Below are 22,905 nucleotides of genomic sequence, written 5' to 3'. Positions count from 1 at the left end.
TAGGTTTTATATTTCCTAATAACGTCACTGCGAGCAACAATGATGGAATTAATATATCTTCCGTTAGTGACAGTGAGTTTGAAAATTATTTATCTGAGAATGGTGTTTCTGAACTAGATTTAGCGAGCTACGACAATGTCACGGCTATAAAAATAAACAATGGTAGTGATAACTTAGTGATCGTACGACAATCCTATTTACATGGCGAGCCAAATAAAGCTCAAGTAAACATCACAGGAAATAATAATACTACTTTCTCTGACCAGATAGGGTCTGACAATAACAGTTATATTTTTATTAATGGAAACAGCAATATAGCCGTCATTGGTCAATATGGTTTTGATAATAACGCCATTATTAACCAGAACGGTGATAGCAACTCAGCACACCTTCTTCAAATTGGTACGGGCAATAACAATATATTAGAACAAAATGGCGATAACAATCGTGCGCTAATAATTAATAAACAATATTCAAACAATTTAAGCAACACGGGGAGTCAAGTAACACAAACCGGTGATTCCACTGTGTACTTAATCAATGGGATGAGTCGTTATAATATCTCAGTAAATACTAATAAATAAGGAAATTATTATGAAAAAGTTAGCTATAGCAATATCCGCCGCGTTAATGGCAACGTCGGCTTACGCACTTGATTCAAATGTACAAACAATCCCTGATGGGGATCTTGGTCATTCTATTCGAGTTATAGATGAGTTATATGATAATAACTCTGTCATTGATATTGAAAACAGCTCTCACAATGGGCCTCTAGTTGTGACGCAAAGTTCTGGATTTTTTGGAAGTCACCAATCAGCAGTATTAACTTTTAAAGACAGCCAAAGTTCCTCTGTTGCTTTCACACAAGTTGGTTCTCATAACCAATCTGACATTGCAATGGATGATAGTGATGGCAATAGAATTGTATCTAGCCAAAATCACATAGGCCATAAAGCTGTGATTAAAGCTGATAACAGTGATGGTAATACGCTGAAAGTTGAACAAACTGGACGTTTTAACAAAGCCTTAATTAAAGCTGATAATTCTGATAATAACTTCCTTGCTGTTGATCAATCAGATCATAGTAACGTAGCCCTTATTTCAGCAGAAGACAGTAACTTCAATGGCTCTGTAATTAATCAGTCAGGTGCTCATAATAAAGCGGATGTCAGCTTAAAAAGAAGTAACGAAAACCTTACTCATGCTTTCCAATCTGGTGATCACAATACCGCTACACAAACACTGACAGATGCGAATGATAATGGTGCTGCTGCTTACCAAAGAGGTGATGATAATATTTCAACTCAAACCATTACGGATTCTTTCTGGAACTCTGCAATCACCGTTCAAGATGGTGATGATAATAACTCCGTTCAAAATATTAATTCTGTTCGTGGTGGCAACCATCTAGACACAAACCAATCTGGCGATGACAATGATTCTAGAATCAATGTGTTAGTCTCAAGTGGTGGTAATATTGTTGATGTTGATCAAAGTGGTGATGATAATATTTCAAGAGTACTTATCACCGGTCGTTCTGATGACAACATGGTTGACGTTGACCAAAGTGGTGATGATAACTTCAGCCGAATACGCTTAACTGCAAGCTCTGATGACAATATGGTTTACATCGATCAAGGTGGTAACTATAACATCTCTAATGTAAATATTACTGGCGACTCGGATTACAACATGGTTGATGTTGCTCAGAATGGTAATTACTCTTTATCTAAAGTTGATATGATCAATGACTCTGATAACAACAGTGTTTCAGTCACACAAACAGCGTATGATTATTCTAATGTCCATATTAATGGTCAAAGTAATCAAGTCGAAGTTTACCAATATTAATAATCTCCTTTGGTTATAATTCATGTTTATTAATAAATTCATAGCGGCACTAAGTGCCGCTATTCTTGCTTTACTGCTACTACTTTCCCCCCAAGTTCTCGCAGAGAATATGGACCTATCCCCTATGCCTGTAACCTTATCTTGCCAGAAAGATGGTGATAAAATCACACTGACTTTTTCTAATACAGAACCTGCCACTATTTCTATTAAAATAGAAACCAATAATGGTAATCAAATGGTATCCAGCTCTAATAGGTCATCCACTTCTCGCATGTCATTTAGTGCCAACAACTTACCAATGAAGGTAAACCTAAGCTCACAAGATGAATCACATGACTATATCGTGGATGATGGTTGCCAGGTAAAAGAAGTTAATTAAACTTGATCTTATGCATATCGCTAAAACAAATCTTATGGCTTTATATAGCCTAAATAGTTGGCATAAACGTAAGAAGTCCCCATGCTCATAGTCTTTCTATAAGTTTTCTAATAAACCAACAACCAAAGCGGCCCCTAGGCTCATTAGCTCTCTCATTATGCACTTCAGATATTGCAAAAATAATACCCATTAATAGCCATATATTAAGCCAAACTATTTTTGATAAAATCAAATAAACCCATAAATGAGTTCATCCAATGGCTAAACCTGATCGTAAAACCGTCATGCTTGATATCATAGAAACCGTTAAGAAAGAATTTCCTCTTGATGCACCAGAAGCCTCAATATGCGGAGATACATGTGTTGGTTGCCCGAGAAAACTACTAGAGCTAGTAGAAGGTGAGTTGCTGTATTGGGAATCTCAACTTAAAAAAGATCAATTACCTGACTTTGATGAACTGAATCGCTTTGGTAAGTTATGTAAGAATGTTCGCAGAGGCTTAGTGCGGAATGGTTTGATTGCACAGCCTTAATTTAATCCTAATCCCGACAACTGTTAATCTTTAAATAATGACATCCTCTAACTTGCCGCTTCACTGCAATTTCAACTATTGTGCGAATAGCAGTAAGCTAGTGAGGTTCATTCTTCCAATAAAAAACCACCAGCAAAGATCTTACTGATGGTTTTAATTTAACCGTAATGCTTTAGTTAAACAGGTTAACTATCATCTTTCTTATTTAGCATCGTGGAAGCCACCTGTTACCCCACTTTTTTCCAGATCGATACGGATATCTTTCACCATATCTCGGGTAACCGCGTCATGTCTATCACCTAGCTTGTTACGAATAAAGGAAATCATATCCGCCATTTCACCATCTCCAGCAATATTGTTGAAGCTGCTCATTGGCATATAATCTCTATTCGGCTCAAGGTAATCCGGTGATAAACCACGTAATACCACGGCAACCGTATTATAAGGTTCTGAGTGAGATATGATCCCATTACCTAATAATGCAGGAGCAATGTCTTTACGACCTTTACCGTCCGCGCCATGACAAGCTCCACAGGTATCAGCAAAAATTTGAAACTCTTTGGTTTTCATGTCTGCTGCAGTAAAACCAGTTGGTTCTAGTGGTTTAGTATTTGGATCGAGTCGGTTATTCTCATCACCAGTTAGCAAGTAGTCCCCTATTGCTTCAAGATCCTCACGAGTCATATAACGCGTACTGTTTTTCACTACATCTGCCATGCCTGCAAACGCTGTGCCTTTTGCTGAATGCCCCGTTTGTAGGAAGTCCGCAATATCACCCATAGTCCAGCCATGCTCATGCAGCTCATTCGCCGTTATATCTGGTGCATTCCAGTGGTCGATAATATTACCTTGGAACGGCTTGTCAGCTTCCAAAGCTTGAGCAATATTACGTGGTGTATGACACTCTGAGCAATGACCAAAGCCTAAGGTTAAATACTTACCTCGCTTCCAACGATCACTTTGTTTTTCATCAAACGTCAATGCCGACTCATCAAAGAAAGCCAAGTTCCACGCCCACATTCCTAAGCGAATGTTGCTTGGGAACATCATGGTATTGTCTTGATTCATGGTATTTACTGGCGTTAGCGACTGCATATATGTCCAAAGAGCTTTAGTATCCTCTTCGGTAATATATTGATATGACGTATATGGCATTGCTGGGTATAAATTGCCATGTTTTGCCACACCTAAACGTACTGCATCATGGAATTCTTGATACGTATAACTACCTATACCTCGTTCAACATGAGTCGAAATATTCGTCGAATACAAAGTGCCAAATGGTGTTGGGAAAGGCAGCCCTCCACCAAACAGTTCTCCATCTTCTGCCGTATGACAAGCCACACAATCACCTGCATAAGCAAGATATTCACCACGCTTTACTAAGTCTTGATCTAAACTTGCTATACTTTGTTGCTTGGCTATTCGAGCATGAGTAATAAACGCACCTAATGCCGTAATTTGCGCATTTGATAATTGCTTATCAAATGCAGGCATCACGGAATCCAGCCCTTCACGGACGGTCGTCTTTATTTCATTAATACTACCACCGTGTACCCACGTACTATCGCTTAAATTATACGCTCCAATTTGTGGGTTTCCGCTGCCATTATCGCCATGACATACCGAACAGTTATATTCAAAAATTTGTTTTCCCTGCTCTAATTGAACTTTAGCGGCAGGAACGGCTCGGTTGCTTTGTAAACTGGCCACATAAGTAGAGACATCTTCCACTTGTTGTTCAGTTAATACATCTTTCCAACCCACCATAACGCCATTACGACCGTGAGTAATGGATTGAATGATCCCACTATCACTCGAATCATAAATCCATTCTTTATCGATCAAGTTAGGAAAATGCTTTTGACCTTGAGCATCATCACCATGACAAGCTGCACAATGCGTAATGAATAAACGATTACCATAATCGACCACCTCTTGCTCCTCAGCAAGTTGAGTCAATGTCATAGCATCTGCATTTAGTGCTTCTAATTTCTTATCGATTATTTTTGTATCTTGCTGCTGAAGTTCATCGGTTGAATGCCAATTCATTAATCCTTGCCAGTTGCCCATCCCTGGGTACAGCACAAAGAAAACGGCACTGGCAATAAATGCGATCAGATAGGAATAAAGCAGAACCAATGGCAACTTGGCATCATTTTCACCAATACCATCAAAGCTATGTAATTCTTTATCTTCATCGGCTTCGTGGTTCTTACGCCAATAATACCAAATGACATACACCATCAAGACTAAGAAAATAACAGTAAGAACAATGACCCATGAACTCCAAAATGTACTTAACATACGGCCTCCTTATTCCCCTAGACTTTGCAGATAACTGATGAGTGCATCAGCATACGTTTTGTTTCTTACCTGCAAACGTGCTTTATCAATTTCTTCATCGGTATAAGGCACACCTAAGAAACGCAGAGTTTCCATTTTATCGGCAACATCTTCGCCATCTAACACCTTTTCAAATAACCAAGGATAAGAAGGCATTATTGAAGTAGGGACAACCGTACGTGGATTCATTAAATGAAGCTCATGCCACCGGTCGGAATACTTTCGTCCAACATTCGCAAGATCTGGCCCTGTTCTTTTAGAGCCCCATAAATTCGGGTATTCGTAAATATCATCTTCACCTTTGGTTGGTTCACCATAACGAGCCACTTCAGCAGGAAGCGGACGCACCATTTGTGAATGGCAAGTATGGCAACCCTCACTAATATAAATATCACGCCCTGCGAGTTGTAATGCAGTATAAGGTTTAACTGTTGATGCTTTTCTTTGCTCATCTTTCATAAACATATCGGGTATAACCCATGTCAAAAATGAAAAACTGGCAACAACAACCGTTGATATAATCAAAATCCAAACTGATTGGGTAAAATCTTTATTTAACATAAATTTCGCCCTCCTCAGCGGCATTTGAAGAAAGCTCATCACTACCATCAGTTAACGGTACTTGTATCGGTAGAGATAGTGTTCGATATAAGTTATAAATCATCAAAACCACCCCAGACACGAAAAATGCACCGCCAATAAATCTCACAAGCATCCACGGCGCTACAAAGTTCATCGAATCAACAAAGCTGTATACCAAAGAACCATCTGGATCTTGTTTCAACCACATGTACCCTTGGCCTATACCGGCAATCCAAAGTGCAACGGCGTAAATCGCGATACCAATATGAGCAAACCAAAAGTGCCATTTCACAAGACGACGTGACCACATCTCTGTATGCCCCCACAATCTTGGAATAAAATAATAAAACACGGCAAAACCAGACATTGCTACCCAACCTAAAGCCGCAGAGTGCACGTGGCCAACAATCCATTCGGTATTATGTGCAATCATATTAAACCAACGAATAGCCAGTAATGGCCCTTCAAAAGTCGCTAAAGCATAATAAATAACAGCCGACAAGAAGAACAACATCACATAGTCATGCTTAAGCTTTTCTTTATTAGAAAGCAGTGTCATCAAGCTGTTGAAAGCCCCACCCCATGATGGCAGCCATAGTAGTAGAGACATAATAATTCCGAGGTTTTGAAGCCAGTCTGGTACAGAGGAATACACTAAATGGTGAGTACCGGCCCAGGTATAAAAACCCACTAAACCCCAAAAATGAATGACGGATAAACGGTAAGAATAGATAGGACGTTCAGATGCTTTCGGAATGAAGTAGTAGTTCATTCCAATAATGCCTGCAGTTAACAAGAACCCAACCGCATTATGCCCCCACCACCATTGCACGATGGCATCTTGAGTACCGGCATACACCGAATAAGATTTAGTCCAATTAACTGGAATTTCTAGGTTGTTTGCGATAAATATCATCGCAATAACAATGATAAAACCACCAAAGAACCAGTTAGCAACAAAGATATGTTTAACTTTTCGTTTACCTATCGTACCGAAAAATAAAACACCATACATCACCCAAACAACAGCGATTAATATATCGATAGGCCACTCGAGTTCAGCGTATTCTTTTGAAGTAGTAAAGCCTAATGGTAAAGTAATCAATGCCAGTACCAATACGAGCTGCCAACCCCAATAAACCATCCAAGCTAAACTTTTGTTAAACAAGGCTGTATGGCTAGTCCGTTGAACGATATATAACGATGTTCCCATCAATATATTCACAACAAAACCAAAGATAACACCTGATGTATGTAACGGTCTTAACCGTCCAAACTGAAAATACTCAGAATCAAAATTTAACACTGGCCAATAAAGTTGTGCGGCAAGAATCAAACCTACCGTCATCCCAACTAATGCCCAAATCAAACTCGTGATAATGAAATATTTCACTATTTTCATATCGTAATTCATTTCCATCGTACACCTCCTGTGCATTGGTCTGCTTTACTAATCCAAGCTCTGTCTATCAACGGGTGCTATTTACCATGATAAACATTGTTATAGGATTAGTGAGCGGCAGACTCGTTGGTGACATTGGAAAAGAAATAACTGATATCTTGCATATCTTGTTCTGTCAGGTTATCTGCTTGCTCATACATGACTAATGCTAAACCACCAGAACGTTGGCGGCGTTGATATGCTTTCAAGGTTGTCACAAGGTATGCCTGTTTTTGTCCTTGTAAGTTAGGGTATATATCAATATTTGATATTCCCTCTGTCCCATGGCAAGTCATGCACACTGCGGCTTTTTTCTGACCTACATTATACTTGTCGCTGTCCACTTCGGCGTGTGCAAAACTTATGGGTGACATAACTAACCCCATTAAGCATATTTGTTTCCACATAGTTCTTACCCTCACAAGGCTTCTTATATAAAACTGTAAATGTTCATTATGAATCATTTCAATTTATGTATTTTCAATCATAGTCATTTGATACTAGCTCAAATATGGCTATTTTCTCGGCACTTGAAAGAAATATAGCAATTTAATATTCACCGTGTATATGCATTAAGGTTGAATCATGAACGTTGATGTTTAAACATAAAGAAATGCTGATCGCTTGAAAAGAAGATGATACTTTATAACTAAGTAATACGTTTATAAGGACTGAAAAATGAAACTGTTATCTTCCAAATGGCTAGCTATACCCGCAATCGGATCATTATCCATTCTGCTTGCTGCCTGTAGTAGTTCCCCCTCTTTGACTTTACCCGCCTTATCCAATTCTGCAAATAAAACACAAGGCAATATTATTTGGCGAGATCTCGTCACCACAAGCCCAGAAGAAGTAAAACCTTTTTATCACAATGTTTTTGGATGGCAATTTGAAACTATTAATAATGATTACAGTTTAATTACTTATCAGGGTCACTACATTGCTGGAATGGCAAAAGTACCAACTAATAGCACGACAAATTATTGGTTACCAGTGATGTCGAGCGACAATGTGGATCTGACTATAAGCAAAGCAGAACAAGCTGGTGCGACTACACTTATACAGAAAACAACCTTAAAAGGACGTGGTGACATTGCAGTGATCCAAGATCCACAAGGCGCCGTTTTTTCAGTATTAAATACAGTAAGTGGAGATCCAAGTGCACTGCCAAAACAATCAGGTAATTGGATTTGGCAAGAAGTATGGACTCAAGACATTAATCAGAGCCAGCAGTTTTATCAGCAACTTGATCAGTTTTCTCAAGGTAAAAAAACCATTGCTCAGCATGATTATCATTATTTGAGTGTTAACAATAATCCTGCTTTTGGCTTCGTTAAAAAGCCAAACAGTGATGTTCCAACTACTTGGGTAAATTACATCAAAGTCGATGATGTCAATGAGACCATTGCCAAAGTTAAGCAAAATGGTGGCATTGTATTAATGGAACCGAATAAAGCCGTTAGAAATGGAAGCGTAGCAGTTATACGAGATCCTGCTGGTGCAGGCTTTGTTGTGCAGGAGGTGAAGAAATGAAAAATTTGAAACGTATCCTTATCATTACCCTAAGCGCTCTTTTTGTCGCCTCGTGCACTCCCTATGCGAGTTTAGATATTGGTGCACCGTTCAAAGTTGGGCCAGTTTATATCAATCCTAGCATTGGTGTAGGTGGTAATTTATGAGGGTAAATCACCTAAAAACATATATAAACTAATCTAAAAATTGCCGCATCAATAAATATTGTCATGATTGATGCGGCATAGTTTTATCAACTCAACGATGAACGAATCCGATATTCATTAATTTAATGAAATTTCTAAATCTGATTGAGCTTGACATGAACAAGCTAACACAAAACCCAGTTCTATTTCATCTTCAGTAAGGGTAGTAGTACTGGTACGAGTGTACTCCCCTTTAGTCACTCTACATTTACAAGACCCACAAATCCCACTACGACAAGCCGCAATAACTGGTACTTTGGCTTCTTCCAATGCATCAATAAGCACACTACCCACTTGAGTTTCCACTTGAGCTCCAAAATCTGGCACAAAAATAGATACATTATTGTTAGACATTGATTCTAGGCTAACATCAGGTTGCGTCGACTCAGCAGGCGTAAAACTCTCTTGATAAAAGACATTCATATCCATGCCTAACGCTTCAAGGTTTTCTTTCATCGCTGCCATAAATCCAACAGGGCCGCATAGAAAAGCACTTCGTTCGGCAATATCTGGGCAGTATTGTTTTAGAGCCGCTTGAGTTAACCGCCCTTCTAAATAATCACTGCCGGAGGCATCTTCAAGCATAATACTGACATGAAAACGGTCGTGTTCCTTTGCCATAGTTATGAGTTCTTGATGATATATAACTTGGTCGACTTGTGTCGCTGCATGGATAAAATGAATATCCGTATCATCATCTTCATTAGCAAGTAAAGTTTTTGCCATCGACATCACTGGCGTAATACCACACCCTGCACTTAATAATGCAATTTGTTTACCATGCGGTTGTTGAAGGTGAAATTCACCTGCAGGTTTTAATACTGAAACGATCTGCCCTTCTTGTAGGCGATCAACAATATAATTGGACACTTTACCATCAACCACGCGCTTGATAGTCAATTGTAATTCAGTTTGATTTGGGGTGGAGCTTAAAGAGTAAGCGCGATATTCCATTTTACCGTCAATCTCAATCCCCAACGTAATAAATTGGCCAGGAATAAAATCAAAGCAAAGTGGCTCACCCGCCTCTGGGGCTAAAGTAAAGCTCACACTGGTTGACGTTTCTGCCCATTTACGTTTGCAGACTAAAGATACAGCGCCATTTTCAGGCCATTGGAATAAATTCATATACTTCTCTCGTTTCTAGAAATAACAAGGTCACAGACCCTAATAACGAATTAAAGCGAGAACCCGGATAATTCGTTCTTCATTTTCGGGATGACGGTATTCAGATATTAATATTTCAATATTTAAAGCTGCAGCCAGCTTTGAAATTAGGAGGCTGCAACTTCAAATACGACGGATATAATTAAGCTACTTTTTCACCCAAGATAGTCTTCATATCTTCTTCAACCGTTGAGATTGAACGAAGATCGAATTTCTCTTGCATAACTGCCATTAGGTTGTCGGTTAAAAACGCAGGTTTAGTTGGACCTGTGTAGATACCTTTAATCCCTAATGCTAGAAGCGTAAGAAGAACCACAATCGCTTTTTGTTCGAACCAAGAAAGTACTAGTGTTAATGGCAGATCATTCACGCCACAATCAAACTCATTCGCTAACGCTAGTGCAAGTTGAATTGCTGAATATGAATCGTTACATTGACCCACATCGAGTAGACGAGGAATTCCGTTAATTTCACCATGTTGCTCTTTATTGAAACGGAACTTGCCACATGCCAGCGTCAAAATTACGCTGTCATCTGGAGTTTGTTTGGTAAATTCATTGAAGTAGTTACGCTCAACTTTGTCGCCGTCACAACCACCGACTAGGAAGAAATGGCTAATGTTGCCTTGCTTGATTTGATCGATAACTGCTGGAGCGGCTTCCATCAAAGCATTACGACCAAATCCAACCGTGATCATTTGCTCAATTTCATCGTGTTGGAAGCCATCGTGGGCTAAAGCACACTCTACCACTGCAGAGAAATCGTCACCTTCCAGATGAGCAACACCCGGCCAACCGACGATGCTACGAGTAAATAGACGATCCGCATATTGACCCACTTCAGGGTTAATTAAACAGTTTGATGTCATTACAATCGCACCAGGGAAGTTTGCGAATTCTTTTTGCTGGTTTTGCCAAGCACTACCGTAGTTACCGACTAGATGAGGGTATTTATTCAGTTCAGGATAACCGTGTGCTGGTAGCATTTCACCATTGGTATAAACATTGATGTTTTTACCTTCGGTTTGTTGCAGGATTTTTTCAAGGTCGTGTAAGTCATGGCCAGAAACCAGAATACATTTACCTTTTTTCGTTTTCACATTCACTTGAGTTGGTGTTGGGTCCCCGTAAGTCAATGTTTCACCGCGATCAAGGATTTCCATGATTTTGTAGTTCATCAAACCAATTTGCATAGAGCAATCTAGCAATGCTTGAAGATCTTGAGGCTCAGTTCCCAACCACGCCATTATTTGATGATATTCGGTGAAAATTTCTACGCTAGTTTGCTCAAGAATACGCGCATGTTCCATATAAGCTGCCGCACCTTTTAAACCATATAGGCAAAGTAGACGTAAACCCATGACATCAGGTTCAACCGTTTCATGACCACGGTTGACCGCCGCAAGTGGTGCGTATTTAAGTAGAGATTCACGATCGGTTGGAAGTTCAAATATTGCTGCTGGAGAAAGCTCAGGTAACGCTTTATCTGCAAGTGTTGCCGCTGCACGTACTTTTTCTTCAAGACGTTGTTTGAATTGATATGCGGTGTTAGAAAAATCGATGATACGCTCTTCATCAAAGTTCACGTTGGTTAAAGTCGAGAAGAAGGCTTTTGGCACCCACTCATCTATCTCTGAATCGATAATGCCATATTCACGACCAAGCTCAGCCCAAAAAGAAACACCTTGAAGCACATATACTAAGATGTCTTGCAGATCAGACACATCGCTTGTTTTACCACACATACCTTGAGAATAAGAACAACCGTCTCCAACAGGGGTACGAATAGTTTGCTCACATTGAATACAGAACATAGTTTGAAGCTCCAGTGATTAATAAAAAATGGCCAGAGAATCTCAGGCCAATAAAGTCTAATCACAATAGAGCAACACTCGTGCCAACTTTTAACTTATTGTTTTACATTGCATTTAACAACATAATAACAAGCTAATTCGTGTGCTTTTAACAACAAGTCGATGTTAAAAACACATCGAACGCTTTAGGGTTTGAGTGTTATCTTGAGCAAGCTATTCAATATTAAAGACCAAATTTCTTACCCATTTTGTATAAATTACCGCGATCCATTTGCAAAAATTCGGCGGCTTTAGCCCATACTCCATCGTTTTGTTGTAAAGCATGTTCAATTAATTGCTTCTGATACGCCTCCACAGCCGACCGCATAGGCGTAGACTCCATTGGCAGTAAAGCCCGTAATCCATGTTTAGAAGCCAATATTTTAGATTCATGCTGATTCGTTGTTAGATCAGCATGAAAATGGCGCCACTCAATCAACTTAGCTTGTTCTTCCATTGCCCTTAAACCGGCTCGCATAAGTGAATGTTCAAGCTCTCGAACATTCCCAGGCCATTGCTGCTTTTCCAGATTTTGTAACGCTTTCGGATGAATATGTAAGGTTTTTAACTGAAATTGGCTACGTATTGTATCGAGGATATGACCGATCAATACCGGAATATCCCCTTCGCGATCACGCAACGGGGGAACAGAAATAGGAAATACATTTAAGCGATGAAAAAGATCCGAACGAAAACGTCCTTCACTTACTTCTTTATCTAAATCTCGATTGGTGGCAGCAACAATACGCACATCAATTAAACTGTTCTTATCTGCCCCGACTCGTTGTACTTCACCTTGCTGGATCACTCGTAATAGTTTTGCTTGCAGTAACAGTGGCAACTCACCAATTTCATCCAAGAAAATCGTTCCACCATCGGCCAATTCAAATTTACCCGCACGGTTAGAGGTTGCTCCCGTAAAGGCACCTTTGACATGACCAAATAACTCACTTTCCGCTATTGATTCAGGGAGCGCAGCACAATTGACATACACCATAGGTTTATCGGAACGTAAACTTTGTGCATGAATTTGGTGAGCAACCAATTCTTTACCCGTGCCCGTTTCTCCACTGATTAAGACCGCATAATTGGATTGAGCGACCATTTTAATATTAGCCAGTAATCGCTTTATTTGTGGACTCACCCCTACGAGTTTACCTCCACGACTACGTGCCTCATCAATCAATAACTTATTGACCGACTGTTGCTGATGATTGGCCTTACTTAGGGCTTCAAATAAACTAATATTACGTACAATACCAGCAGCTAAAGCGGCAAACGTTTCAACCGTTGAATCTTCGATATGCTCAAAAGCCCCAGAAGCTTGTGCATCCAATGTTAAAACCCCGACTAATGTATCCTCGACATAAAGGCTGCACCCCATACAAGAGTGAACATCAATTTTATGGTGTGGATCGGCGCTAAGGTGCCCATCAAATGGGTCAGGAAGATTGGAATCTTCAGGAAAACGTACTGGGTGGCGACTATTTAAAATCATCTCAAGGCGTGGATGAAGATTAGGTAAAAAAGTACGCCCTAAAACTTCGTTAGATAAACCATTCATCGCAACCGGAATAAGTTGTTGCTGGTGATCTAGAATAAATAAAGCACAAGCATCACAAGGCAATACTTGCTGTAAAGCATCAATCAATTTTTGATAATGTTGCGTGGTTGGCATCCCTGCGTTTAAATCTAAAGCAATACGTAATAAAACCTGTTCGACAGAATTCTTTTTGTGGGTACTGATTGATGTATTTTTAACCATGGATGTTACCAATAAGTTGATAATAAATAACAAAATTGGGTCATGATTAAAAATCTGCCCACCCGAAACACGACAAAGATAACATTGCGTTGTAAAAAAAACATCATTGATTTTATCCATAAATATATATCTATTAAATTCAATAGTTTAAATGTTGGCATGTTTTCTGCTTAGTACATTGATAATGAAATATATTTACTTACGCTGCGTTTATAAAAACCGCTGTAACTTTCTTTAGGAGCCATCTTTAATGATGAACATCACCGATAAAAGTGTTGAAGATAAAATTACGCCACTACTACGTTTAGGCTTTCGGCCTTTATTCCTTTTAGGCGCAATATATGCCCCGCTTGCGATTGCCATTTGGGTTTATGTTTTTCAACATGGTCAACCAAGTCAATTACATGTTCCTGCGCTTTGGTGGCATGTTCATGAAATGATTTTTGGATTTGCTATGGCGATTGTGGCTGGGTTTCTATTAACCGCAGTACAAAATTGGACGGGTGTAAATGGCACAAAAGATAAGTGGCTTGCCGTCATTGTCGCGTTATGGATCTTGCCAAGAGTGCTCTTTTGGACTGCGACACCACTGTGGTTAACCTCTTCCATTGAAGCCTTGTTCTTAGCTTTAGTCGCGTATGAAATTTCTTTTCGGGTGGTGAAATCGCAAAAGTATCGTAATCTTATTTTCTTGCCTTTCTTTGTGTTAGCCATTGTGGCGAACTTTGCCGCCTACGCCACGATTAAGGGTATGCCACCATTCCCTTCAATTGCAGTATGGGAAGCGATGATTTGGTGGTTTGTCCTGCTTATTTCGATTATGGGTGGGCGCGTTATTCCTTTCTTTACTGCTCGTAGAATGAACTTTGAAAAAGCCAATCCATTATTATGGTTAGATATTGGTGCGAATTTCCCACTGGTTTTATTGTTTATTCTCAGCTTCTTCCCATTAACAGCAGCCACTATTAGCCCGGCGTTAATGATCTTTGCCGCCATCATGCAAACCGCTCGCTTCCTTCGTTGGAAACCTTGGACAACCTTTAAGGAGCCTTTAGTGTGGTCATTACATACTGCTTATGCTTGTGTGCCTGTCGGGTTGTTGATTAAAGGTCTAGCTTTAATGGGTGTGATTGCCAGTGGTGATTTTGTTTCTCATAACATGATCCACGTATTGGCGATTGGTGGTATCGGGGGGTTAATTTTAGCCATGATCACTCGCGTTACCATGGGACATACCGGCAGAAAAATTTATGAAGGCCCTAGCATGTGGCATGCATTTCTTGCCATTCTGGTCGCCGCATTTGTTCGAGGCATTGGCGTGGCATTTTGGCCTGAGCATATGATGACACTCATTAACCTTTCTGCTGCACTATGGATTTACGCTTTTATATTATTCGTATTTAAGTTTGGCCCTATGCTCATGAAAGCAAGAACAGATGGGCATCCGGGTTAACATCCTCTAAACGAAAAATGAGCGATGAAGTCATGCTTCTCGCTCATTTTTATTTACTGACTAAACATCAATCACGATTTATACACTGTTGCATTAGACATTATTGCATTAGACATTGTTGCATAGCACCTCATGCGGATAATCCGTTTTACGTCTCTGGAACGAGAGTATTGAATCGTTTTGAATCACTCCATCGACAATATTAATCGCCTGCCTGATCGTTTCATTGTTTTGCCATTGTTCGCGACCGGCCAATACTGCTGGTAGGTACACAATTAACGCGGCAGAAATCGATCGGGTGGCACTTTCCCATAAATAACTCAGGGTATGATCCACCGCGTAATAGTCGATGGTTTGATATTTAAACATCGGGTTAGTAAAGGTGGTGGGTTTGGCAAAAAAGAATCCCATTCCTTCGTCACAACTTACATCGATGATCAGGCTATTGGGCTTCAATGCTGAGCTTTCTTCCTCAATCACAAAATTGGTGGGGCATTGGGTGTTTTGAAAAGTCCCATTGACGATAATGTCGGCCTCGCTGATCAAATCAGTCAGCGCTCTGGTACTGCCATCATGTTCCACCACCATCATGCGAGCTTCACCAGTGTCACCTTCTCGGAGACGTACATAATTACAATCGAGTACTTCTTCGCGAACTTCATGCTCTGGACGTTGAATACAAATCGTAATATCTCGAAAACCATGTGCTTTTAATGCGTAAATGGCGCCACGACTCACCGCACCAAAACCAAAAATAATCGTTTTTCGTTGGTCACCATAATGACCGTCAATGCCTTTCAATTGCAATGAATGTAATACCGCGCAATAACCAGCCATTTCATTGTTTTTATAGAAAGTATGTCGACCGACTTGCCCACTTGGTGACCAAATAAACATATCTTCAAAGGCAATCAGCGTTTGTTTGCGATCAATAGCAGCTTGGGTGATATCCGTTTGTTGAACGCAATGAACATAACCCCACAACGTGCCGCCTTCTTTAAGCTCTTGTAGATCTTCAAGCACCGGTTTCGCAATAATCACCGAGCCAATCTCAGCCAATAAAGCGTGACGAGTCGCAATGCCCCCTGTCAGTGACGCGATGTGTGAATCTGAAATGCCAAAGGCGTCACCATAGCCTTCTTCAAACACCAGTTGTTTGCGTAAAGCAACAGGAATCCTCATCAAGTGTTCAGGGTGGATTGGATAGCGACGTTCGTCTTCTTTACGTGAAGTCCCTATAACGCCCATTTTTAATGAATTCATGTCATCGATTCCTTGATATTGATAAACACGCAGGTCCAAGCCAAGCACCGATTAAACGTGCTAGCGATATCTTATGCGTAGTAATTAAGATGGTCAGATCCAAGACGGATCAAAAGCCGAAGTTATGAGATAAATTCAAGTGGAGAGGATTGAAATCACAATAGCGACAAACGAGATTGTCTGCTTATTTGGGAAGATGGTTGAAGAACAATAAGCGCACCACCATAGCATGATGGCACCTTATATGTTGAGAAATAAGCAAACTGGATATGTGTCATCCAGTTGTATACTCGTTAGACGAGTAGCTAAAGCGTGAATGTCACATGCTTTTAATTATAAAAAGCATGCAATCAATTAACGTTTTTTCACCACCACAGGATAGCGCCCTGCTTTTAACTCTTTAATGAATGCCGATGGGTTTGCATTGTGTAATAACCACACCTTTTCTTTAGCGCGAGTCATGGCAACATAAAACAAACGGCGTTCTTCGGCATGAGGGAAATCATCTTGACTAGATAGCAGCGCATCATGCAGATGTTTTTGTCGTTCAACCGCAGGAAATTGCCCTTCATCCAATGACACGATAATCACGTAGTCGGCTTCTTGCCCTTTGCTTGCATGACAAGTTTTGTACTCAATATCCAAATGCAGATTCAACTTTTGCAGCGTTTTCAAATCATTCGGTTCATGGTAATGATTACGACCTAAAATGAGCACTTTTTTACGAGCTTTATCTTGGTTATTTAATTCGCTTAGAATCTTCTCCAATGATGGCATCGGCGCAATCGTGACCGCTTTCTGTTTTTGGTGCTTATGGCTATTCAGTGTTTTTTCTAACTGACTAGGATTTCGTTGAATAAAAGGATTTGCCACCTCACCAATTTGATTATTAAATCGATAGGTTGTATCTAAGTAATGAATTTTGGCATTATGAAAACGCTTTTGAAAACCAGTCGTTAAATGAACATCCGCACCAGCAAAACGATAAATAGCCTGCCAATCATCCCCTACCGCAAACAGTGCACAAGGTTGTTGAGTTGACGTTTGCCCTAATGAAATTTCATTAACACTGCTTTGGCAGATACTGTCTAATAAATCGAGGCGATTCGGTGAAATATCTTGGTATTCATCGACCATCATATAACGCCATTTAGGCTTAAACTTCCCATTACGAATGTACTGCGTCGCTTTGAAAATCATGCTATTAAAATCAATTTGATTCTCTTCTTTTAGCATTTTTTGCCACGCTTGATAACAAGGCCAAGCAAGCATTAATTCACTGTTCAATTTTGGATAGTCTGCTCGCTCGATAATTTGTTCTTGTAATTTCTTCTTCGGTAATTGCAACGCTGAAAGCTGATCAACTTGCTGCTCAAGCCAGGCTAATAATTTTGGGTTTTCCGCTTGAGAACCTAAATCGACATCCCCTTTCAAAAAGGCAATTGGCCAATCAAGAAGGTGTTTCTGCCAACGTTTAAAATTGGTTTCTGTCATCCAATGTGTTTTCAGCCACTGCGAAAACCATGCCGATTTCTGTTTGGGCGTTGTCGCTAAAGGTGAAATCTCGACTTGAGCACCTTCCACCTGTTTAATAATATCTAAGCCCAATTGGTGAAATGTTTGTACTTTAATACCCGAGGCAGCAGAACCGAATTTTTCAGTTATACGTTGCTGCATCTCTTTTGCCGCTTCTCGCCCAAACGCCACCATAAGGATGTCACTAGCTTGAGCCTGCTCACTTTTGAGTAAGTACCCTACTTTTGCCATCAATACACTGGTTTTCCCAGAGCCAGCGCCAGCGAGAACCAATGTGTGATCATCATTTAACAGAACGGCCGTTTGTTGTGATGGGTTCAATGGTGAGCGTTCGCACTCTTTAAAAAAGTCTTTCCAATCGTATTCTTGATTTTCGATCCAAGTTTGATTTCTTTGCTCTAAAGACGCTTCCGGATGAGTTAACCAACGTTTTAACCCACTCATGACTGAAGGCGTAGATTGTTGATAATCATCTTGATGATCCCATTCATTATGGGTAGGGAAAATATGAATCACGTCAGGTAAAGACATGTCGTTTTTAGCAAGATCATCCTCAATACCTTTTCGCCAAAATTGCAGTGACGAATGAGTGAGGAAACGAGGTTGATTCACCAATTCTTGTAATTGCTTTAACCAACTTGGCAACAGCTTAGCCAATGATTCGCTTTGGTTATTCTGCCAGCGTCGATACTCTCCAACGGTCTGTTGAGCAAAAACCTGACATTCTTGCCAAGGCAGACCTTGAACTAACCACTGCAATTGCTCATCGTCTTGCTCATAAGAATGAAAGTACAAGCTTCCCCATACTAATCCTCTTTCAAGGGTCACTTCACCATTCCAAGCAGCAAAAGGAATTTGAATTTCGTCGGCAGGCGAAGATAAAGTAATACACTGATCTTTTACTTCCACTTCTTGATATTCATTTTGAATAAAGAATTGAGCAAGTCGACTGGCGCTTAATTGCATGAGGTTTCCTTTCAATGACCAAAGGTTAAGATCAAGATTTAAGTTCGATAATGGATGAACATTGTCATTTTAACGAGTTTTGAGTTGAATGAAAGCACTCACTGGTCATGGTATTTTCAAGAAATCAAAAATAGAACAAAAAGGCAGCATTAAGTTTCAAATTCACGGATAAATTGCTCGTAATCAAACATATCATCACTTTTTTTTAGTTATTACAATCGGCTATGGTTTCACTTTAGAAAGCACACTATACTCAAACCTTATCGTTATTTGAGGTAGATGTTGTTTTTTATGATGAATTTGATGCGTCAATTTCGCCACTATTGGTCTGATAAAACCGTTAATTATTGCGTACGAATTCTAATCGCCCTTTTAGGCGTTGTGATCCCTTGTTGGTATTATAATTACAGCACAGAAATTACCCCACTGATCCTTGGTATTATTGCAGCCGCATTAGCCGAAACTGATGATAATTTCATGGGACGAATTCGTGCTCTGATCTTAACCTTTATTTGTTTCGCCATCGCCTCAATATCCATCGAAATACTGTTCCCTTATCCGCCTCTCTTTGCTATTGGCTTATTTATCAGCACCTTTGGTTTTATCATGTTAGGGGCTATTGGCCCACGTTATGCCAGTATCGCCTTTGGTTCACTGCTCATCGCCATTTACACCATGTTAGGACACCACTTAAACGAAAGTATTTGGTTCCAGCCAACCTTATTATTAATTGGTGCCGCTTGGTATTACTTGATTTCAATGGTGTGGCAAATTTTTTGGCCAATGCAACCTGTACAACAAGGTCTTGCCAATGTTTTTGAAGAATTAGCCGATTACCTTGAAGGGAAAAGTGAACTGTTTCACCCAGTAGCGGGTTTAACGCCTCAACCCTATCGACTATTAGAGGCAAAACTAAACTCTAGTACGGTCACCGCATTAAACAACGCTAAGAGCACCTTACTCAACCGTTCAAAACGTGGACACGTTGATGGCCCAAGTGACCGTTACTTACAGTTGTATTTCTTAGCACAAGATATCCATGAGCGAATCAGTTCAACTCACTATCGATATCAAGATTTATCCGATCATTTTTCACGCAGTGATGTGCTCTTTCGCTTTAAGCATTTAATGCTGGCGCAAGCAAAAGCTTGTCGAGAAATATCTGAAGCTTTAGAAACCGGAGCTCAATATCAATATGATGGTGATTCCATTGTGGCACTTGATGAGCTTCAATCATCAATGCAATTTTTAAAAGATCAACAAAAGCCTGAATGGAAATACCCCCTAGCTCAACTGTTCTACCTCTTTAATAATTTAGTCACCGTAGAAAAGCAGCTTTCTAACGTCAGTAACCCTGATGCCTCTAAATTCACGCCTGAAAATACCAGTGATGAGGTTAATGATTATTCGCTACATGACACCACCGCGCATACGCCTAAAGTCATGTGGCAACGCATTCGGAATAACTGCAATAAAGATTCAATGTTGTTCAGGCACGCATTAAGAATGTCAATTGTATTAACGGTAGGCTATGGGATCATTCAAGCCTTTGGTTTAGAACGTGGCTATTGGATCATGCTCACCAGTTTATTTGTTTGTCAGCCTAACTTTAGTGCAACGAGACACAAACTCACTGGGCGCGTTATTGGAACCATTGCAGGTTTATTGATTGGCGTTTCATTGTTAACCCTATTCCCATCGCAAGAAAGCCAACTGGTCTTTTTAGTGCTTTCTGGCACCTTATTTTTTGCTTTTAGAATGCATAACTATGGTTCAGCGACAACCTTCATTACCTTGTTAGTTTTATTCTGCTTTAATCAGTTAGGCGAAGGTTATGCCGTCATACTACCCCGCCTTGCTGATACGTTAGTAGGCTGTGCTTTAGCCGTATTTGCAGTGCGCTATATCTTGCCAGATTGGGAAGCGAAAAAATTACATCGCGTGATGTCAGAAGCGATTCAAGCCAATAAAAATTATCTTGGTCAAATTATTGCTCAGTATCGAATCGGAAAAAGAGACGATGTCAATTACCGCCTTTCTCGCCGAATCGCTCACAATATGGATGCAACACTGAGTACCACCATCAGTAACATGCTTGCTGAGCCAGATAAATACAAAAAAGCCATTGATGAAAGCTTTCGATTTCTTACGCTTAACCATGCCATGCTCAGTTACATTTCAGCCTTAGGTGCGCACCGTAAACGCATCGACGACCCAGAAACTCACTTATTAATATTGGAAGCCCATCGAGGCATCCACGAGAATCTAGAACGCCTTGAGCAGCAACTGATTAATCAAGATGGTGAGATCACGCCTGAATCATTAAGCAGTGATTTAGATAAACGAATTGGTGAGTGGCGTGAAGGTGATGATGAATCGGTACGTTTGATTTTACAACAGCTGCATTTGGTGTATCGAATGCTGCCCGAAATGTATTCTTTGGCCAATAAGTTTGCCGTACGATTACCAGTAACGGTTAAGCCGGTTGATTAAATTAACCTGGCAATGATTATAGGCAATAAGTCCCTTATACTAACTTTAACGTTTGATTCTATTTCTCATTTCATTTATCACTAAGAGGTCCGCATGAAGACTCTTGCACTGGTTTGTCTTACCGCCTTACTCAGCGGTTGCGATGGCTCATCCTCTACTCAAGCTCTAGGGACATTAGAGCGTGACCGCATTGCACAAACTGCTGTCATTAATGAAGTGGTTATTGCTCTGCCAGTCAGTAAAGGCAGTGTTGTAGAAAAAGGAACAATATTAGTCAAACTAGACGATACCTACCAAAAGGCTATCGTCGCTCAAGTTCAAGCAGAAGTATTACAAGCTCAAGCTAATGTAGATAAGCTGATCAAAGGCCCTAGAGATGAAGAGATCGCAGCATCTAAAGCCAGTGTCGCCGGTGCGAAAGCAAATAAATTAGAAGCTCAAGCGACTTATCAACGAAGCAAAACCTTAGTGAGTAAGAAATTAGCAAGCCAAGCCGATTTAGACCAAGCCTTAGCCAACCGAGATTCAGCCTCTGCAACCTTAAATAGCGCACAACAAAACCTCAACGCACTGCTTGCAGGGAACCGTGAAGAGGACATTCGAATAGCCAAAGCTGAGTTACAGACAGAACAGGCAAAACTTGCTGCTGAAATGAAAAAATTATCCGATCTCACCATCATTGCAACTCAAAACGGTATTTTAGATAACCTTCCTTGGAACTTAGGCGAACGTGTCACGGCAGGCAGCCCAGTGGCAATTCTACTCGCTAATAAAGCGCCTTATGCTCGTGTGTATATTCCAGAAACCTCGCGCATTCACGTTAACGTTAATGACAAGCTAACCATTCATGTTGATGGCCTCGACAAAACCATCACAGGCACAGTGAGTTGGGTGTCTAGCGATCCTGCATTCACGCCTTACTACGCACTAAACCAAGAAGACCGAAGCCATTTAATGTATTTAGCGGAAATTCAATTGCCGGTTGAATACGCAACCTTGCCTTCTGGCGTTCCGGTGCAAGTGGATTTACCATGAGCACACACAACAATAAGCCTATCGTCATACATACTGAAAAGTTACGTCGTGACTTTGGAGAATTAGTCGCCATTGATTCATTAGATCTTACGATTCGCAAAGGTGAAATTTACGGCTTCTTAGGTCCAAACGGAAGCGGGAAAACTACCGCTATTCGTATGTTAACCGGGCTGATAAAACCCACCAGCGGTCATATCGACGTTTTAGGCCATTCATTACCACAAGATGCCGAAAAGCTGCGCATGAAGATCGGCTACATGACGCAAAAATTTTCGCTTTACGATGATTTAACCGTTTTAGAGAATTTGCGTTTCATCGCCAGAATTTATGGCCTAAATGCCAACCAACAAAAGCAACGCATTAACGAACTGCTTAATATATATGGGCTCGATCAACGCAGTAAGCAGATGGCTGGCAGCATGAGCGGTGGCCAAAAACAGCGTTTAAGCCTTGCCGCTTCAACATTACACCAACCTGATATTTTATTTTTAGATGAGCCTACATCGGCTGTTGATCCTGAAAACC

At 40.3% G+C, this 22,905-nt stretch carries 18 protein-coding genes; 9 read left to right on the top strand and 9 right to left on the bottom strand.

Annotated features, from left to right (window positions below):
* The 4 genes from A1QC_RS15570 to A1QC_RS14365 all read left to right on the top strand — a co-directional run.
* On the top strand, nucleotides 1-584 hold a 584-nt coding region (locus tag A1QC_RS15570), incomplete at its 5' end, for a hypothetical protein (protein ID WP_017023710.1).
* 10 nt (nucleotides 585-594) lie between these two features.
* On the top strand, nucleotides 595-1,851 hold the full coding sequence (locus A1QC_RS14375) for a hypothetical protein (protein ID WP_017023709.1): 1,257 nt from the start codon (nucleotides 595-597) through the stop codon (nucleotides 1,849-1,851).
* Between the two features lie 22 nt (nucleotides 1,852-1,873).
* On the top strand, nucleotides 1,874-2,230 hold the full coding sequence (locus A1QC_RS14370) for a hypothetical protein (RefSeq protein ID WP_017023708.1): 357 nt from the start codon (nucleotides 1,874-1,876) through the stop codon (nucleotides 2,228-2,230).
* A gap of 257 nt (nucleotides 2,231-2,487) precedes the next feature.
* Nucleotides 2,488-2,763 (top strand): hypothetical protein, encoded by a 276-nt coding sequence (locus A1QC_RS14365; RefSeq protein ID WP_017023707.1) that lies wholly within the window; start codon nucleotides 2,488-2,490, stop codon nucleotides 2,761-2,763.
* Nucleotides 2,764-2,964: 201 nt separating this feature from the next.
* Here A1QC_RS14365 and ccoP read toward each other — a convergent pair whose 3' ends face one another.
* The 4 genes from ccoP to A1QC_RS14345 all read right to left on the bottom strand — a co-directional run bounded on the left by ccoP (nucleotide 2,965) and on the right by A1QC_RS14345 (nucleotide 7,506).
* A complete protein-coding gene (gene ccoP, locus A1QC_RS14360; protein WP_017023706.1) occupies nucleotides 2,965-5,070 on the bottom strand; it encodes a cytochrome-c oxidase, cbb3-type subunit III in 2,106 nt (701 codons plus the stop codon).
* Between the two features lie 9 nt (nucleotides 5,071-5,079).
* Nucleotides 5,080-5,670, bottom strand: coding sequence for a cytochrome-c oxidase, cbb3-type subunit II (gene ccoO, locus A1QC_RS14355; RefSeq protein WP_017023705.1), 591 nt, complete (start codon nucleotides 5,668-5,670; stop codon nucleotides 5,080-5,082).
* The gene (gene ccoN / locus A1QC_RS14350; protein WP_017023704.1) at nucleotides 5,660-7,111 is read right to left on the bottom strand and encodes a cytochrome-c oxidase, cbb3-type subunit I; all 1,452 of its coding nucleotides are present in this window, start codon (nucleotides 7,109-7,111) and stop codon (nucleotides 5,660-5,662) included. The genes ccoO and ccoN overlap by 11 nt, the downstream gene beginning before the upstream one ends.
* Nucleotides 7,112-7,200: 89 nt before the next feature.
* Nucleotides 7,201-7,506, bottom strand: a complete 306-nt coding sequence (locus A1QC_RS14345) for a c-type cytochrome (protein ID WP_017023703.1) — start codon at nucleotides 7,504-7,506, stop codon at nucleotides 7,201-7,203.
* 304 nt (nucleotides 7,507-7,810) lie between these two features.
* On the opposite strand from A1QC_RS14345, the gene A1QC_RS14340 reads away from it, so the two are divergent.
* Nucleotides 7,811-8,665, top strand: a complete 855-nt coding sequence (locus A1QC_RS14340) for a VOC family protein (RefSeq protein WP_017023702.1) — start codon at nucleotides 7,811-7,813, stop codon at nucleotides 8,663-8,665.
* 263 nt (nucleotides 8,666-8,928) lie between these two features.
* Here A1QC_RS14340 and A1QC_RS14335 read toward each other — a convergent pair whose 3' ends face one another.
* From A1QC_RS14335 to norR, 3 genes are all read right to left on the bottom strand, one after another.
* A complete protein-coding gene (locus A1QC_RS14335; RefSeq protein WP_017023700.1) occupies nucleotides 8,929-9,978 on the bottom strand; it encodes a hybrid-cluster NAD(P)-dependent oxidoreductase in 1,050 nt (349 codons plus the stop codon).
* A gap of 181 nt (nucleotides 9,979-10,159) precedes the next feature.
* Nucleotides 10,160-11,830: a hydroxylamine reductase gene (gene hcp, locus A1QC_RS14330; RefSeq protein WP_017023699.1), complete on the bottom strand. Its 1,671-nt coding sequence runs from the start codon at nucleotides 11,828-11,830 to the stop codon at nucleotides 10,160-10,162.
* Nucleotides 11,831-12,053: 223 nt separating this feature from the next.
* Nucleotides 12,054-13,634 carry a nitric oxide reductase transcriptional regulator NorR gene (norR, locus tag A1QC_RS14325; RefSeq protein ID WP_039836077.1) on the bottom strand — a complete coding sequence of 527 codons (1,581 nt, stop codon included), beginning with the start codon at nucleotides 13,632-13,634 and terminating at the stop codon, nucleotides 12,054-12,056.
* 250 nt (nucleotides 13,635-13,884) lie between these two features.
* On the opposite strand from norR, the gene A1QC_RS14320 reads away from it, so the two are divergent.
* Nucleotides 13,885-15,087, top strand: a complete 1,203-nt coding sequence (locus A1QC_RS14320) for an NnrS family protein (protein WP_017023697.1) — start codon at nucleotides 13,885-13,887, stop codon at nucleotides 15,085-15,087.
* 108 nt (nucleotides 15,088-15,195) lie between these two features.
* Here A1QC_RS14320 and A1QC_RS14315 read toward each other — a convergent pair whose 3' ends face one another.
* Together A1QC_RS14315 and helD are read right to left on the bottom strand one after the other, a co-directional pair.
* Nucleotides 15,196-16,350, bottom strand: coding sequence for a N(5)-(carboxyethyl)ornithine synthase (locus A1QC_RS14315; RefSeq protein WP_017023696.1), 1,155 nt, complete (start codon nucleotides 16,348-16,350; stop codon nucleotides 15,196-15,198).
* 354 nt (nucleotides 16,351-16,704) lie between these two features.
* A complete protein-coding gene (helD, locus tag A1QC_RS14310; protein WP_017023695.1) occupies nucleotides 16,705-18,852 on the bottom strand; it encodes a DNA helicase IV in 2,148 nt (715 codons plus the stop codon).
* Nucleotides 18,853-19,146: 294 nt separating this feature from the next.
* Between helD and yccS the strand changes: the two genes are divergently transcribed.
* From yccS to A1QC_RS14295, 3 genes are all read left to right on the top strand, one after another.
* Nucleotides 19,147-21,345 carry a YccS family putative transporter gene (gene yccS, locus A1QC_RS14305; protein ID WP_026025645.1) on the top strand — a complete coding sequence of 733 codons (2,199 nt, stop codon included), beginning with the start codon at nucleotides 19,147-19,149 and terminating at the stop codon, nucleotides 21,343-21,345.
* A 93-nt stretch (nucleotides 21,346-21,438) separates the two neighbouring features.
* The gene (locus tag A1QC_RS14300) at nucleotides 21,439-22,380 is read left to right on the top strand and encodes an HlyD family secretion protein (RefSeq protein ID WP_017023693.1); all 942 of its coding nucleotides are present in this window, start codon (nucleotides 21,439-21,441) and stop codon (nucleotides 22,378-22,380) included.
* A partial coding sequence (locus tag A1QC_RS14295) for an ABC transporter ATP-binding protein (RefSeq protein WP_017023692.1) occupies nucleotides 22,377-22,905 on the top strand: 529 nt, incomplete at its 3' end. The genes A1QC_RS14300 and A1QC_RS14295, both read left to right, overlap by 4 nt.

The organism is Vibrio rumoiensis 1S-45 (assembly GCF_000286955.2).
Classification (GTDB): Bacteria; Pseudomonadota; Gammaproteobacteria; order Enterobacterales; family Vibrionaceae; genus Vibrio; species Vibrio rumoiensis_A.
Note: the sequence above shows the minus strand (reverse complement) of the source record. Positions and strands in the feature narration are given on the sequence as shown.